The organism is Streptomyces sp. NPDC050806, assembly GCF_055586425.1.
Window position 1 is genome coordinate 133,191 of sequence record NZ_JBVJIF010000006.1, and the last position, 14,290, is coordinate 147,480.

General features: G+C 72.5%; 12 protein-coding genes. 1 reads left to right on the forward strand and 11 read right to left on the reverse strand.

The features are described 5' to 3' along the window. Window positions 1-12: 12 nt before the first annotated feature. From ACZ6WH_RS19915 to bldG, 5 genes are all read right to left on the reverse strand, one after another. Window positions 13-1,605, reverse strand: coding sequence for a DUF7059 domain-containing protein (locus ACZ6WH_RS19915; protein WP_469729721.1), 1,593 nt, complete (start codon window positions 1,603-1,605; stop codon window positions 13-15). 121 nt (window positions 1,606-1,726) lie between these two features. After that, window positions 1,727-2,299: a small secreted protein gene (locus tag ACZ6WH_RS19920; RefSeq protein WP_432857396.1), complete on the reverse strand. Its 573-nt coding sequence runs from the start codon at window positions 2,297-2,299 to the stop codon at window positions 1,727-1,729. Between the two features lie 213 nt (window positions 2,300-2,512). Continuing rightward, window positions 2,513-4,909 (reverse strand): sodium-translocating pyrophosphatase, encoded by a 2,397-nt coding sequence (locus tag ACZ6WH_RS19925; protein ID WP_469729722.1) that lies wholly within the window; start codon window positions 4,907-4,909, stop codon window positions 2,513-2,515. A 1,161-nt stretch (window positions 4,910-6,070) separates the two neighbouring features. Next, on the reverse strand, window positions 6,071-6,529 hold the full coding sequence (locus ACZ6WH_RS19930; RefSeq protein WP_469729723.1) for an ATP-binding protein: 459 nt from the start codon (window positions 6,527-6,529) through the stop codon (window positions 6,071-6,073). A gap of 110 nt (window positions 6,530-6,639) precedes the next feature. Next, window positions 6,640-6,981 carry an anti-sigma factor antagonist BldG gene (gene bldG, locus ACZ6WH_RS19935; protein WP_052866070.1) on the reverse strand — a complete coding sequence of 114 codons (342 nt, stop codon included), beginning with the start codon at window positions 6,979-6,981 and terminating at the stop codon, window positions 6,640-6,642. Window positions 6,982-7,036: 55 nt separating this feature from the next. On the opposite strand from bldG, the gene ACZ6WH_RS19940 reads away from it, so the two are divergent. Further along, a complete protein-coding gene (locus ACZ6WH_RS19940; RefSeq protein ID WP_469729724.1) occupies window positions 7,037-9,613 on the forward strand; it encodes a DEAD/DEAH box helicase in 2,577 nt (858 codons plus the stop codon). Window positions 9,614-9,633: 20 nt separating this feature from the next. Here ACZ6WH_RS19940 and ACZ6WH_RS19945 read toward each other — a convergent pair whose 3' ends face one another. From ACZ6WH_RS19945 to ACZ6WH_RS19970, 6 genes are all read right to left on the reverse strand, one after another. After that, window positions 9,634-10,164 (reverse strand): Rv3654c family TadE-like protein, encoded by a 531-nt coding sequence (locus ACZ6WH_RS19945; RefSeq protein ID WP_469729725.1) that lies wholly within the window; start codon window positions 10,162-10,164, stop codon window positions 9,634-9,636. Beyond that, entirely contained in the window at window positions 10,139-10,537 is a 399-nt protein-coding gene (locus tag ACZ6WH_RS19950; protein WP_469729726.1) for a TadE family type IV pilus minor pilin, read from the reverse strand. Before ACZ6WH_RS19950 ends, ACZ6WH_RS19945 begins: the two co-directional genes overlap by 26 nt. Further along, on the reverse strand, window positions 10,524-11,069 hold the full coding sequence (locus tag ACZ6WH_RS19955) for a DUF4244 domain-containing protein (RefSeq protein ID WP_469729727.1): 546 nt from the start codon (window positions 11,067-11,069) through the stop codon (window positions 10,524-10,526). Before ACZ6WH_RS19955 ends, ACZ6WH_RS19950 begins: the two co-directional genes overlap by 14 nt. A 161-nt stretch (window positions 11,070-11,230) precedes the next feature. Next, window positions 11,231-11,815, reverse strand: a complete 585-nt coding sequence (locus ACZ6WH_RS19960) for a type II secretion system F family protein (RefSeq protein WP_469729728.1) — start codon at window positions 11,813-11,815, stop codon at window positions 11,231-11,233. A 262-nt stretch (window positions 11,816-12,077) separates the two neighbouring features. Next, window positions 12,078-13,082, reverse strand: coding sequence for a type II secretion system F family protein (locus tag ACZ6WH_RS19965; protein WP_469729729.1), 1,005 nt, complete (start codon window positions 13,080-13,082; stop codon window positions 12,078-12,080). Continuing rightward, on the reverse strand, window positions 13,079-14,275 hold the full coding sequence (locus ACZ6WH_RS19970) for a TadA family conjugal transfer-associated ATPase (protein ID WP_469729730.1): 1,197 nt from the start codon (window positions 14,273-14,275) through the stop codon (window positions 13,079-13,081). The genes ACZ6WH_RS19965 and ACZ6WH_RS19970 overlap by 4 nt, the downstream gene beginning before the upstream one ends. Window positions 14,276-14,290: the final 15 nt, after the last annotated feature.

Genomic DNA, 14,290 nt, shown 5'->3' on the forward strand with positions numbered 1-14,290 from the left:
CGCCGGGCCGTGTCAGCCCTCGGCCGGGTCCCCGTCGTCCGCCGGGCCGCCGACCGGCTCCAGGAAGCCCTGTTCGACCAGCATGCGGATCGCCTCGGGGGTGCGGTCCCGCAGCAGTACCGGGTCATCGCCGACCAGCTGCGCGATGGCGTCCAGGATGCGCCCGGCCGGGAGCGAGCCGTCACAGACCCCGGCGAAGCCCGCGCCGACCGTGTCGACCTTCGTGGCCCGCCGCATGCCCCGGTTCTGACGGAGCACCACGTGCTCCGGGTCCTCCGCGCCCGGCAGCCCGACCTGCTCCTGCACGACCTCGGGGGCAAGCTTGAACCGCCCGGCCAGCAGCGCCGCGTCATCCGTGGCCCGCAGGAAGTCCTGCCGCGCGAAATGGCCGAGGACGGCGGGGCCGAGCGGCTGCTCGACCGGGTGCGGCCACTCCTCGATCGTGATCGACGGCTCGTCGGCGCCGGACTTGCGCAGCGTGATCCACCCGAAGCCGATCGCCTTGGTCTTGCGCGCCTCGAACTCCTCCAGCCACGCCTCGTACCGCGCGGCGTACTCCTCGGGGCCGGCGCGGTGGTCGCCGGCGTCCCGCAGCCACAGCTCGGCGTACTGCGTGACGTCCTGCACCTCGCGCTGCACGATCCAGGCGTCGCAGCCACGCGGCACCCAGGAGCGCACCCGGTCCTTCCAGTCCTCGCCCTCGACGTGCTGCCAGTTCGCCAGCAGCTGGCAGTACCCGCCGTCGTTCAGGTGGCCGGCCGACTGCTGCACCAGCGTGCGGCACAGGTCGTCGCCGCCCATGCCGCCGTCGCGGTAGGTGAGCCGGGCCCCCGGAGAGATCACGAAGGGCGGGTTCGAGACGATCAGGTCGTACGTCTCCTCGCCGACCGGCTCGAACAGTGAGCCCTCCCGGAGATCGGCGGGCCGGGCACCGGACAGCGCGAGGGTGAGCGCTGCGATGCGCAGCGCCCGCGGGTTCAGGTCCGTCGCGGTGACGCGGGTCGCGTACTCGGCGGCGTGCAGCGCCTGGACGCCGGAGCCCGTGCCGAGGTCGAGGACGGAGTCGAAGTGCGGCCCGGCGGCCGGCGCGCCGGCCTGGGGGCGCAGCATGAGGCCCGCGAGCGTGGTGGACGCGCCGCCCACGCCGAGCACCAGCTCGCCGCGGTCCACGCCGGCCGGGCCGCGGCCGATGCCGCCCGCGCCGCCGACCGCGCAGCCCAGATCGGAGACGATCCACCAGTCCTGGCCCTCGGGGCCGCCGTACGGGCGTACGTCCACGGTCGCGCGTACCTCGTCGCCGTCCTGGACGAGCCAGCCGTCGGCAAGGCCGTCGTCCAGGGGCAGCGCGGCGCCCGCGCGGGCGGCCGGCACCGGCTGCTGGAGCAGGAAGAGCCGCACCAGAGCCGGCAGCGGGCCCTCGCCTCTGGTGGCGCGCAGGGCCGGCACGGTCTCGCTGCGGGCCAGCGCGGCGTAGGCGGTGGCACCGAGCAGCTCCAGCAGGCCGTCGGCGGTGAAGCCGGCGGCCAGCAGCGCCTCCCGCAGCCGGGCGGTGCGGGCGGCGGACTGGGGGTCTCGGTCGTCTGCGACGGGGAGGTGCGTACTCACACTCCCCATTGTCAGGGCAACCGTCGGCGGCGAACCACCGGCACGACGGCGGCGCCCCGGCCGGTCCCGTACGGACGAAGCGTCAGGAGGGCCGGGCCGCCGCCGTGTGTACGGCTACCGCTCAGGAGCCCTTCTGCGGCGAGGTCGACGCCTTCTGGGTCTGGCAGCCCTTCTGACCCGACATCGCCTTGCCGACGTCGCCGGACTCCAGTTTCTTGAAGGCGGCCTCGCTCTTCTTGTTGAGCTTGTTGATGCCGTCCGACAGCGAGCGCAGCCCGTCGGCGAACTTCTGCTTGTCCTTGGTGTCCAGGCCGTCGACCTCCTTCTTGAGGTCCGCGTAGCCCGAGGAGAGTCCCTTCAGCTCCTTGACCGCGTTCTTCTGGTCAGCGGCGCCGCCGTCGACCGGCGGGGCGCCCGCCTTGTCCAGCGACTTGGCCAGCGAGCCGTAAGCGTCCGAGATCCGCTGGAACGCCTGCGAATCGGTCTGCTGGACCTTCTTGGAGTCGGTCGTCCCGTCGTCCGCGGTCTGCATCGACGCGTTGGCGTCCTGGATCTGCTTGAACTGAGCCTGCGCCGGATCGCAGAAACGCTTGGCCCAGTCATCGAGCTTCTTGTTGCTGTCGTCGCTGCAGCCGGTCAGCGCGAGCACCAGTGCCGCACCGCCGGACAGTGCAGCCGCAAGCTTCTTGTTCACCGGATTGGTCCCTTCCATGGCTCTCGGCCCCGGAACATACACGCCCAACAGGCTTTGACCATGAGACGAGCATCCCGTACGACCCGCATTGAAGCCATTTGCACCAAGGGACGGTGACCGATACCTCTCGCTCCCGGCATACGTACGGGCGGGTGGCCGAGGCGCACAAAACGCCTCGGCCACCCGCCCGTTGAGGGGCTGTGGCGTCGCCCGCTAGGAAACGACCGCCGGGTCGGCCGTCTGAGCGACCTTGCCGGAGTTGTCTTCGTCACCCACGGCGATTCCGCGGCGCTTGGAGAGGTACACCGCGACCACGATGATGAGCAGCGCGAGGACCGCGACCGCGACCCGTACGCCCATGTTCGCGTCGTTGCCGTAGCTGAACTTGACCACGGCGGGCGCGATGAGCAGCGCCACCAGGTTCATCACCTTCAGCAGCGGGTTGATGGCCGGGCCCGCGGTGTCCTTGAAGGGGTCGCCCACGGTGTCACCGATGACGGTGGCCGCGTGCGCCTCGCTGCCCTTGCCGCCGTGGTGGCCGTCCTCGACCAGCTTCTTGGCGTTGTCCCAGGCACCGCCGGAGTTGGCGAGGAACACCGCCATCAGGGTGCCGGTGCCGATCGCGCCCGCCAGGAAGGAGCCGAGCGCGCCGACGCCGAGCGAGAAGCCGACCGCGATGGGCGTGAGCACCGCCAGCAGGCCGGGGGTGGCCAGCTCGCGGAGCGCGTCCTTGGTGCAGATGTCGACGACCCGGCCGTACTCCGGCTTCTCGGTGTAGTCCATGATCCCGGGCTTCTCCCGGAACTGCCGGCGCACCTCGAAGACCACCGAACCCGCCGAGCGGGACACGGCATTGATGGCCAGTCCGGAGAAGAGGAAGACCACCGCGGCGCCCAGGACCAGCCCGACCAGGTTGTTGGGCTGCGAGATGTCCAGGCTCAGGCCCATGCCCTGCGCGGCGTCGCCCACTTCCCGTACGGCCGTGGCGATCGCGTCGCGGTACGAGCCGAACAGCGCGGCCGCCGCGAGCACCGCCGTCGCGATGGCGATGCCCTTGGTGATGGCCTTCGTGGTGTTGCCGACGGCGTCCAGGTCGGTGAGGACCTGCGCGCCGTCGCCCTCCACGTCACCGGACATCTCGGCGATGCCCTGCGCGTTGTCGGAGACCGGCCCGAAGGTGTCCATGGCGACGATGACGCCGACCGTGGTGAGCAGGCCCGTACCGGCGAGCGCGACGGCGAACAGCGCCAGCATGATGGACGTGCCGCCCAGCAGGAACGCGCCGTACACGGCCAGGCCGATCAGCACGGCCGAGTAGACCGCCGACTCCAGGCCGATGGAGATGCCGGACAGCACGACGGTCGCGGGACCGGTCAGCGAGGTCTTGCCGATGTCCCGTACGGGGCGCCGGTTGGTCTCGGTGAAGTAGCCGGTCAGTTGCTGGATGAGCGCGGCGAGCACGATGCCGATGGCGACCGCGACCAGGGCCAGGACGCGCGGGTCGCCCGCGCGGCCGGTGATCGCCTCGTCGGTGACGCCGGTCAGGCCCGCGTAGCTGGACGGCAGGTAGGTGAAGGCGGCGATCGCCACCAGGACCAGCGAGATGGCGGCGGAGATGAAGAAGCCGCGGTTGATGGCGGTCATGCCGCTGCGGTCGGAACGCCGGGGCGCGACGACGAAGATGCCGATCATCGCCGTGACCACGCCGATGGCCGGGACGAGCAGCGGGAAGGCGAGGCCCGAGTCACCGAAGGCGGCCATGCCGAGGATCAGCGCGGCGACCAGGGTGACGGCGTACGACTCGAACAGGTCGGCCGCCATGCCGGCGCAGTCGCCGACGTTGTCGCCCACGTTGTCCGCGATGGTCGCGGCGTTGCGCGGGTCGTCCTCGGGGATGCCCTGCTCCACCTTGCCGACGAGGTCGGCGCCGACGTCGGCCGCCTTGGTGAAGATGCCGCCACCGACTCGCATGAACATGGCGATCAGCGCGGCGCCGAGGCCGAAGCCCTCCAGCACCTTCGGCGCGTCGACCGCGTAGACCAGGACGACGCAGGAGGCACCCAGCAGGCCGAGGCCCACCGTGAACATGCCGACGACCCCGCCCGTGCGGAAAGCGATCTTCATCGCCTTGTGCGAAACGGCCGTCAGATCACGGGGGGCCGTATCGCCTTCGGCGGGGGTGGCTTCCCGGGCGGCCGCGGCCACGCGCACATTGCTGCGCACGGCGAGCCACATGCCGATATAGCCGGTGGCCGCGGAGAATCCCGCGCCGATCAAGAAGAACACGCTGCGCCCGATGCGCTGCGTCCACGTGTCCGCGGGCAGCAGCATGAGCAGGAAGAACACCACGACGGCGAATACGCCGAGGGTGCGCAGCTGCCGCGCGAGATAGGCATTCGCGCCTTCCTGCACGGCAGCGGCGATCTTCTTCATACTGTCGGTGCCCTCGCCGGCCGCGAGCACTTGCCGTACCAGTACGGCCGCGACGGCGAGCGCCGCCAGGGCCACGACAGCGATCACCAGCACGATGCCGCGGTTGCCGCTCGTCAGTGATGGCTCGGCCAGGTATGTGGGGGTGTCGAGCATCTGAGGGGTGTAAGGCCCCGCCATTCGTCCTCCTTGACGTTTGGCACATGGGCGCGCGAATGCACGCTCAGGCGTCCTGAGCAAAGATGTGGACGGATTGTAGGGAGCCGCACTAGATCAAAACAGTACGCGTCAAAGGGAATTCGCCTGCAGCCGCGAAGATCAATAGGTGATCGCTCCGAGAATTCGCCCGTACGACGGAATGCAGCAAATTCGCTGACCGCGCGCGGATGATCTAGATGTCCTATTGAACGCCGCTGCTCAGAGCCGAGCGCGAGATCCTTTTCCCGCAGGCGGTACGGGGCGCACCGCGGAGCCGCACCCTCCGCTCCGGCACGCGGCGCTGACGGAACGTCCCGCGTGTGCGTACGCGTACGAACATGTAGGCGTAGGCGTAGCCCCACCGGTACACCCGCCCCCACCCACCGCCCCGGCCGAACAGCGTGCGAAGCGGTACGGCGACGGTAGGAGGGGGCGGGGGCTGACGGGGGTCGGGGACCGGGCAGGGGCGGCCCGTGGACGCTCGCGGCGCGGCGGGAGGCCGGCCCGACCCCAGTAACGGTCCGGGTTCCGGAGTCGTGCGCGTCAGGGGTTCGTGCGCGTCAGGCGCTCGCGCGCCTCTGGTAGCCGTGCGCGTCCCGTAGCCGTGCGCGTCCGGCTCCGGCGGTCGCGGGATCCCGGCAGACATGGCTGCGGCGTACGGGTGCCGGCGTCGGAGGACCGCAAAGGCGAGTACGCGGCCACGACACGGCTCTCGGGCCGGGGCTGCGACGGGAGATCCCGGTGCGGGCTGCGGCAGGGATTGTGGCGCGAACGGTCCGCTCGGGGCTCGATTCGGCACGTGGCGGCGGATGCGAGGATGGACCCGGATCGGGGCCCGGATCGGGGCCCGGCTGGGCGCACGATGCAGGCAGGCATCTATGGCGGCAGGCGTCTACGGCGGCGGTGCGCGGTGCCGGTGGCCGCGCGAGGTCGGCCAGGCTCCGGGCGGGTGCTCGGCAACAGTGGCGGCGAGAGGTCGGCCAAGGCGCCGGGTGGCCATGCCGCAGCGGAGCCCGGGAAATCGGCCGAATGGCAGCGGGCGACGTGATCGGCCGCGGCTCGGTCGGCCGGGTGGCGGCGGGGCGGCGTGGTCGGCCGGACGGCGGCGTGATCGGCCGGCGTTCGGACCCGCAGACGCGCGCGTTACGGCATGACCGGGTCCGGGACCGTCGGCCAGCTCATCCGGATGACGCCGCCGTTGTCGCTGGAGGTCACCTCGACGTCGTCGACCAGACCACTGATCACCGCGAGGCCCATCTCGTCCTCGGCCTCGTCGACGACCGCGGACTCCGCGCCGTCCGGATCGCCGTCCGCCGCGTGCTGCACGCCCGGTACGGAACTCGCGGCCGACCCCGGCACCTCGTCGCCGACCTCGATGGAGAACTTCTTCTCGTCCTCGATCAGCATGACCGTGATCGGCGCGGCGACGTCATTGCTGCGGTGCAGACCCACGGCGCGACTGCACGCCTCACCGACGGCGAGGCGCACCTCGTCGAGCACCGCCTCGTCCACCCCGGCCCGTCGTGCCACGGCGGCCGCGACCAGGCGCGCGGTCCGGACGTGCTCGGGAAGGGCACTGAAACGAAGTTCGACGGTGGCCATTGCCATCCCCCTCGGTATGCGGGCGTGCTAGGCAGGGGGCCGGACGCGTCGCCCGGTACCCCCCACTGCTTCCTGCCCCCGCGCACGCGGCGCGGGGCACCGGACAGCTGTCAGTCGGTTGCCGAGACGGCCTCGTCGACCGAGGTGTGAATCGGGAACACCTTCGTCAGTCCGGTAATACGGAAGATCTTGAGAATGCGCTCCTGGTTGCAGACCAGGCGCAGCGAGCCCTCGTGGGCACGCACCCGCTTCAGGCCACCCACCAGAACGCCGAGCCCGGTGGAGTCGAGGAAGTCGACGCGCTCCATGTCCACCACGAGGTGGTAGCTGCCGTCGTTCACGAGCTCGACCAGCTGCTCCCGCAGCTTGGGCGCGGTATATACATCAATCTCGCCACCGACGTCGACGACCGTACGGTCGCCAACGGTACGGGTCGACAGGGACAGGTCCACGGATCCTCCAGCACCTTGCTATCGAGCGGTCGCCCCCCATGGATCGGCAGCCGCGATGGCATTCAATCACTTACCAGCAGGCGCGCACGACGCCTTAAGAGCATTGTCCGTCACACCGGTGACACACTCGGTGCCGATGGCCTCCAATCAACCTCCGCCGGATGCGGGTGCACGCCCCTCCCCGGGCATGGTCCTCGACCGTCTCGCCAGGGGAGAGATCCGCGCTACGCGCATCACTCATACGGAGCACTTGCCCCCGCGGATCGGCAGCCATGCCGACTGGCCCGCATCTATCCGTACGGAAGTGATCGACGCCATCCGTACCGCGGGCATCGAGCGCCCCTGGAAGCACCAAGCCCGCGTGGCGGAACACGCGTTGCACGGCGAATCGGTCATCGTCGCCACCGGCACCGCCTCCGGTAAATCGCTGGCGTACCTCGCCCCCGTGCTGTCCGGGCTGCTGGACGGTTCCGAGGCCCCCAACGGCCGGGGCGCCACTGCCCTGTACCTCGCCCCCACCAAGGCCCTCGCCGCCGACCAGCGGCGCGCCGTCCGCAATCTGGCCGCCCCGCTCGGCACCGCGATCCGCCCGGCCGTGTACGACGGCGACACGCCGGTCGAAGAACGCGAATGGGTGCGCCAGTACGGCAATTACGTCCTCACCAACCCCGACATGCTGCACCGCGGCATCCTCCCGGCCCACCCCCGCTGGTCCTCCTTCCTGCGCGCGCTGCGCTACGTGGTCATCGACGAGTGCCACACCTACCGCGGTGTCTTCGGGTCGCACGTCGCCCAGGTCATACGCCGGCTGCGCCGGGTCTGCGCGCGCTACGGCTCCGAACCGGTCTTCCTGCTGGCCTCCGCCACCTCCGCCGAGCCGGCCGAATCGGCCGGGCGGCTCATCGGCGCGCCGGTCGTGCAGATCACCGAGGACACCTCGCCACGCGGTGAGGTCGTCTTCGCGCTGTGGGAGCCGCCGCTGACCGAACTCCACGGTGAGCACGGCGCGCCCGTCCGCCGCACCGCCACCGCCGAGACCGCCGACCTCCTCACCGACCTCGCCGTACAGGGCGTCCGCAGCGTCGCCTTCGTACGCTCCCGGCGCGGCGCCGAGCTGATCGCCCTGATCGCCCAGGAACGGCTGGCCGAGGTCGACCGGTCGCTCACCGGCCGGGTTGCCGCGTACCGGGGCGGCTATCTGCCCGAGGAACGCCGCGCCCTGGAGCGCGCCCTGCACACCGGTGACCTGCTCGGCCTCGCCGCCACCACGGCACTGGAACTGGGCATCGACGTCTCCGGCCTGGACGCCGTCCTCATCTCCGGATATCCCGGCACCCGCGCGTCCTTGTGGCAGCAGGCCGGCCGCGCGGGGCGCGCCGGGCAGGGCGCGCTCGCCGTACTCGTCGCCCGCGACGATCCCCTGGACACCTATCTCGTCCACCACCCCGAAGCCCTCTTCGACCGGCCGGTCGAGTCGACCGTCCTCGACCCCGACAACCCGTACGTGCTCTGGCCGCACCTGTGCGCCGCCGCCGCGGAGATCCCGCTCGGCCCCGAGGACCTGGCCCTCTTCGGCCCGGAGGCCCCGGACGTGCTCGCGGGCCTGGAGCGCCGCCGACTGCTGCGCCGCCGCGGTAAGTCCTGGTACTGGACCCGCCGCGAACGTGCCGCCGACCTCACCGACATCCGCGGCCAGGGCGGTTCCCCCGTCCAGGTCGTGGAGGCCGCCACGGGCCGGCTCCTGGGCACGGTCGACGAGGCCGCCGCGCACTCCACCGTCCACGAGGGCGCCGTCCATCTGCACCAGGGCCGCACGTACGTGGTGAAGCACCTGGACCTGGAGGACAGCGCCGCCCTGGTCGATGAGGCCACGCCGCCCTACTCCACGGCCGCCCGTGACACCACCGCCATCTCCATCCTGGAGACCGACACCGAGGTGCCGTGGGGCGACGGGCGCCTGTGCTTCGGCTCCGTCGAAGTGACCAACCAGGTCGTCTCCTTCCTGCGCCGCAAACTGATCACCGGCGAGGTACTCGGCGAGACCAAACTCGATCTCCCGCCGCGTACGCTGCGCACCCGCGCCGTGTGGTGGACCATGACCGAGGACCAGCTCGACGCGGCCCGGGTCAATCCGGAACAGCTGGGCGGCGCCCTGCACGCCGCCGAACACGCCTCCATCGGCATCCTTCCGCTCTTCGCCACCTGCGACCGCTGGGACATCGGCGGCGTCTCCGTGCCCCTGCACCCGGACACCCTCCTTCCGACGGTCTTCGTCTACGACGGCCACCCCGGCGGCGCGGGCTTCGCTGAACGCGCCTTCCACACCGCCGCCGACTGGCTCGCCGCCACCCGCAAGGCCATCGCCTCCTGCGAGTGCGACGCCGGCTGTCCGTCCTGCATCCAGTCCCCCAAGTGCGGCAACGGCAACGAGCCACTGCACAAGCGAGGCGCCATCCGCCTGCTGACCGAACTGCTCCGCGGAGCGGACGCGGCGGCGTCAAACTCCCGCCCCACCGGGCCGCATGAGGCCATCACCGGGCCACCCGAGGCCGCCACCGGGTCGCCCGGCGCCATCACCGGGCCACCCGAGGCCGGCACCGGATCGTCCGGGGACGCCGGGGAGGCGGGGTGACCCGCCAGGGGGCGGGCCGGTCAGGGCGCGACGCCGGTAACTCCCGGCACTGTGGACGGTATGGACGGTACGGGCGGTAGGGCAGCTGTGGAGCCAACTGGGCCCGTGGCCATGCCCGAGCCCGTAGGGGCACCCGGCCCCGGCCCCTGCCCCTTGGATGCATCCGGCGGCACCGGGTTGAGGGGCGCGTCCGAGGGGCCCGCTCGGGAGCGGATCCTCGGGGCGAACGGCCCCGCGCGGGCCTCCGTCGCCACGTCGGCGATCTCGGCCCGCACGGAGCACCGCACCAGCCGTGCGTGCTGCGCCGCCGCGACCTGCCGGGCCGCGTCGCACGCCTCGGCCTCGCCGTACAGGCTCCGCCCCGCGGCGGCCAGCGCCGCCAGGTCGGCCGCAGCGCCCGCCCGGTGACGGGCGATCGTCGCCTGCCCGAGCGTGAGCACCACGGCGAACACCGCGCACAGCGCCATCGCACTCACCGCCGCACAGACCGTCGCAGCCCCCTCGTCGCCTCTGCGTCCCCGCGGCTCACCGCCCCACCGTCTCCTCAGCAAGAGCGACCGCCTCCCCTCTGAGCGTCATGTTCAGCGGCCCCAGCGCCGGAGCCACCGCCGCGACCCGTACGCGGACCAGGTCGCCCTCCCGTTCGAGCGCCACCCGCGCGCCCCGCGGGGCGATCGCCCGGGCGGCCGCCAGCGTGCCGGCCTCGGCCTCCGCCCGCGCCGCCGCCCGAGCCCCGGCGCGGGCGGCGTCCACGCACTGGATCTGCGCGCACGCCGCCATCAGCCCCCACAGGAGCATCGCCACGAGCAGCACCAGCGTCGGAATCACCGCCGCCGCCTCGGCCGTCACCATCCCCCGGTCCGCCGACGCCTTCGCCGAGGCGGCTGTCGCCCTCGTGACGACCCCGGTGTCAGACCGGGGCATGGAGCGCCCTGCCGATCAATGAACTCAGGGCCGAACTCACCGACCCGCTCGTCACGACCTTGAAAAGCACCGCGGCGAACGCACAGGCCGCCAACGTGCCCATGGCGTACTCGGCCGTCGTCATCCCGCGATCCGCACGCTTCCGCAGCGCCGTCCAGCGTCGACTGCTCCCGCTCCCGCTACGCGCCGCCCGGCGCCTCCTCGCCGGCCGTCGCGTCACCCTCCCGAAGGTGAGGCGAGCGACGGCCCACGAGGCCCAGCCGGCGGGCCCTCCCGTCACTGTCACCCGTTCCTGGCCACCGGCCACAGCCGCCGCCCGCGCTGCCCGCGCCCCGCGTGCGACACCACCGGCCGCTACCGCCCACTCGGGCACGGGCACGGCCGTACGCGGCACCTCCGCCGCTCCCGTCACGGCTCCCTTCGTCGTTTCGCTCGACGTTTCGCTCGTTGACTTGCTCGTTGATTCGCTCGACGACTCGTGCGCCGCTTCCTCTGCCGTCGCTCCGGGCTGCTTCCACGCTGCTGTCGTCATGAGATCCCCCTGGAGGCAATGCCTGTGTAGGTAGTGCCTGTTGATGTGTGGTGATGGACGTTTCGATATGTGGTGATGGGTGTTCAGTTCGCTGAGCTGCCGCCTATTGCCCGCCGCCTGCTGCCGGCCGCCTGCCTCCGCCGTCTGATGCGGAGTTGAGGTCACACCTGGGCCAGCAGCCCCTGGGACAGCCCCATGAGCACAGGAGCGACCCCGAGTGTCAGGAAGGCCGGCAGGAAGCACACCGCCAGCGGCAGGGTGACCAGAACCCCGGCTTTGCGTGCCGCCTCGGTCGCCGTGCGGCCCCACTCGGACCGCAGGTCCGCCGCGACGCGCGCGACCGGCTCCACGGCCGGCGCACCGGATATGTCCGCACGCGCCAGGCAACGCCCCAGCTCCCGTGCACCGGGTAGCTTTGCGAACCGCCCCCAGCTGGCGGGCCCTTCGCCCCCGAGGCGGAGTTCCGCCGCGGTGTGCCGCAGGCGTTCGCCGACCGGGCCGCCCAGAGACTCACCCACCGCGGCCGCCGCCTCACCGGGACTCGCACCCGCCGCGAGGCAGCCGGCCAGCAAGTCGGCCGCGGAGGCCAGTTGTTCGCGTACGGCCATCTCCACCGCACGGGCGGCGGACCGGACGCGTACCTGACGCCGTCGGCGTCGCGTGGCGTACGCGGCCACGACTCCCAGTGCGGCGCCGACTGCCCCGCCGACCAGGACGAAGCCGGTCACGGCAGCGGCCACGACCACGGTCCACTCCCGGACGGCCGCCGTCCGCCGCTCCGCGCGGGCCCGCCCCTCCGGCCCTCGGCGAGACGCACCGCGCCGCGCCGAGAAGACGGCTGCCGGGTGCGCGGCTGAGAAGATACGGGTCGCGCGTCGCCGGGCAGCGCGCGCATGGACGACCTGCCGAAGGGCCGATGTCGTGCCGAGCGCCGTACAGATGACGGGAGTGGCGAGACAGATCACGGTAGCGGTGGGCGGGAAAACAATCCCCAGGCTGTGGATAACTTCAGCGGTTATCATCGGCTCGCCGCCCCTCGGCCGCGCGGACGATACGGATCGTCCAGAGCACCCCGGCCCACTCCAGCAGTCCGCCGACGGCCAGCAGACCCCAGCCGGCCGGAGTGTGCAGAAGCACGTGGAGCGGGTCGGCTCCCAGCGCGCTGCCCATCAGCAGTCCGAACGCCGGGAGGAGGGCGAGCATCAGGGCGGTCGTCCGGGCGCCTGCCAACTGGGCGTTCAGCTCGGCCTGTTGATATCGCTGGGCTCGAAGCCCCGCCGTGACGCGTTCGACGCCGGCTGCGAGTCCCACACCGCCCTCGACCGCGACCTGCCAGCAGGCGGCCACACCGGTCAGCCCCTCGGCGCCCGGTAAACGCGCCGCCTCCCGCAGCGCGGCCGGCACGTCCCCGCCGTACCGCGCCGCCGCCAGCACCGCTGCCCCCGGCTCACCCAACCCCTCCTGGCCCGCGTCCGACGCCGACTCCGTACCGGCGAGCAGCAGCGCCTGTCCTGGTTGCTGTCCCGAGCGCAGTTCGGCGGCGACCGCGGCGCAGAGCGCGATCACGTGGTCGCGACGTCGGTCACGCTCCCGCCGGTCCTCGCGCCCGCACAGTCGTCGATGGACGACCGGCACGGCCAGCGTTCCGAGAATCAGCGGCAGCAACGACTGGCCCAGGAGTGCCAGTCCGGCACCGAGTGGGAGGCACCACCACGCGTGGCCCAGTCGCGCCAGACGGGCCGTCCAGGGTCGGCACCGCAGGACCGTACGTTCGCCGTACGCCCGAAGTCGGCCGCGGCGAGACCTGCTCCCGGCACCGCGCCGGGGCCGATCCCCGGCGCCCCATTGCCGTACCGCATGCCCGGGGCCGGATGTCTCGCCGCCCGCCAGCAGCAGACGGGCGCGGCGTACGGGGTTGTTGTTCCGGCCGCCGACCGTCCAGAGGCCCGCCCCCGCGCACAGCAGCGCCGCGCACACGGGTGTCATCGCGTCCGTCGTGAGCTGCGCGGTCATGGCGCTCCCCCGTTCCGCGCGTTCCCCCGGTCGCAGAGTTCGGCCAGGCGGGGCCAGCCTTCGGCCCGGCGGAAGCCGGCCGGGTGCCAGACGGCGGCGGGTGTGGTGGTGACCAGGCCGGAGGGGGCGCGGTCGAGGACATGGATCTCGGCGATGCGTCGATGGCCCGTACGGTCGCGTACGAGGTGGAGCACGAGGGAGAGCGCGGCGGCCAACTGGCTGTGCAGGGCCGCCCTGTCCAGCCCTGCGGTCGAGCCGAGCGCCTCCAGACGGGCCGGCACATCGGCGGCGGCATTGGCGTGCACGGTGCCGCAGCCGCCCTCATGGCCGGTGTTGAGCGCGGCCAGCAGGTCGGTGACCTCCGGGCCGCGGACCTCGCCCACGACCAGCCGGTCCGGCCGCATGCGCAGCGCTTGGCGCACCAGGTCCCGCAGCGTGACCAGGCCGGCGCCTTCCTGGTTGGCCGGGCGGGTCTCCAGCCGTACGACGTGCGGGTGGTCGGGCCGCAGTTCGGCGGAGTCCTCGGCGAGGACGATGCGCTCCTCCGTGCCCACCAGGCCCAGCAGGGCGCTGAGCAGCGTGGTCTTGCCGCTGCCGGTGCCGCCGCTGATCAGGAAGGACAGCCGGGCGGCGAGGACCGAGCGGAGCAGGAGGTCGCCGCCCGGCGGGACCGTGCCCGCCGCGACCAGCTCGTCCAGCGTGAACGCCTTCGGGCGCAGCACACGCAGTGAGAGGCAGGTCGAGCCGACGGCCACCGGCGGGAGCACGGCGTGCAGGCGGGTCCCGTCGGGCAGGCGCGCGTCCACCCATGGGTGCGCGTCGTCCAGCCGCCGGCCCGCCACCGCCGCCAGTCGCTGGGCGAGTCTGCGGACGGCCGCGGCATCGGGGAAGCGCACGTCGGCGCGGCGCAGACCGCCGCCGCGGTCCACCCACACCTCGTCGGGCGCGGTGACCAGTACGTCCGTCACCTCCGGTGCGGCGAGCAGCGGCTCCAAGGGGCCGCTGCCGGTCATTTCGGAGCGCAGCGCCGTCACGACGCCCAGTACCTCGGCGTCTCCGAGCAGCCGTCCTTCCTCGCGCAGCGCCACGGCCACGCGGGCGGGTGTGGGTTCGGCGCCGGCCCTGGCGAGGCGCAGCCGCACGGCTTCCAGGAGCTGTTGTCCGGTGCCGCCGGAAGTGGTTCCGTCCTGCACAGGGCCGCTGATGCC

Excerpts from the sequence above, each read along its gene's own strand:
- ACZ6WH_RS19925 (WP_469729722.1), bottom strand. The coding sequence starts at position 4,909 with ATGGCGGGGCCTTACACCCCTCAGATGCTCGACACCCCCACATACCTG.
- ACZ6WH_RS19930 (WP_469729723.1), bottom strand. The coding sequence starts at position 6,529 with ATGGCCACCGTCGAACTTCGTTTCAGTGCCCTTCCCGAGCACGTCCGG.
- ACZ6WH_RS19940 (WP_469729724.1), top strand. The coding sequence starts at position 7,037 with ATGGCATTCAATCACTTACCAGCAGGCGCGCACGACGCCTTAAGAGCA.
- ACZ6WH_RS19950 (WP_469729726.1), bottom strand. The coding sequence starts at position 10,537 with ATGCCCCGGTCTGACACCGGGGTCGTCACGAGGGCGACAGCCGCCTCG.
- ACZ6WH_RS19955 (WP_469729727.1), bottom strand. The coding sequence starts at position 11,069 with ATGACGACAGCAGCGTGGAAGCAGCCCGGAGCGACGGCAGAGGAAGCG.
- ACZ6WH_RS19965 (WP_469729729.1), bottom strand. The coding sequence starts at position 13,082 with ATGACCGCGCAGCTCACGACGGACGCGATGACACCCGTGTGCGCGGCG.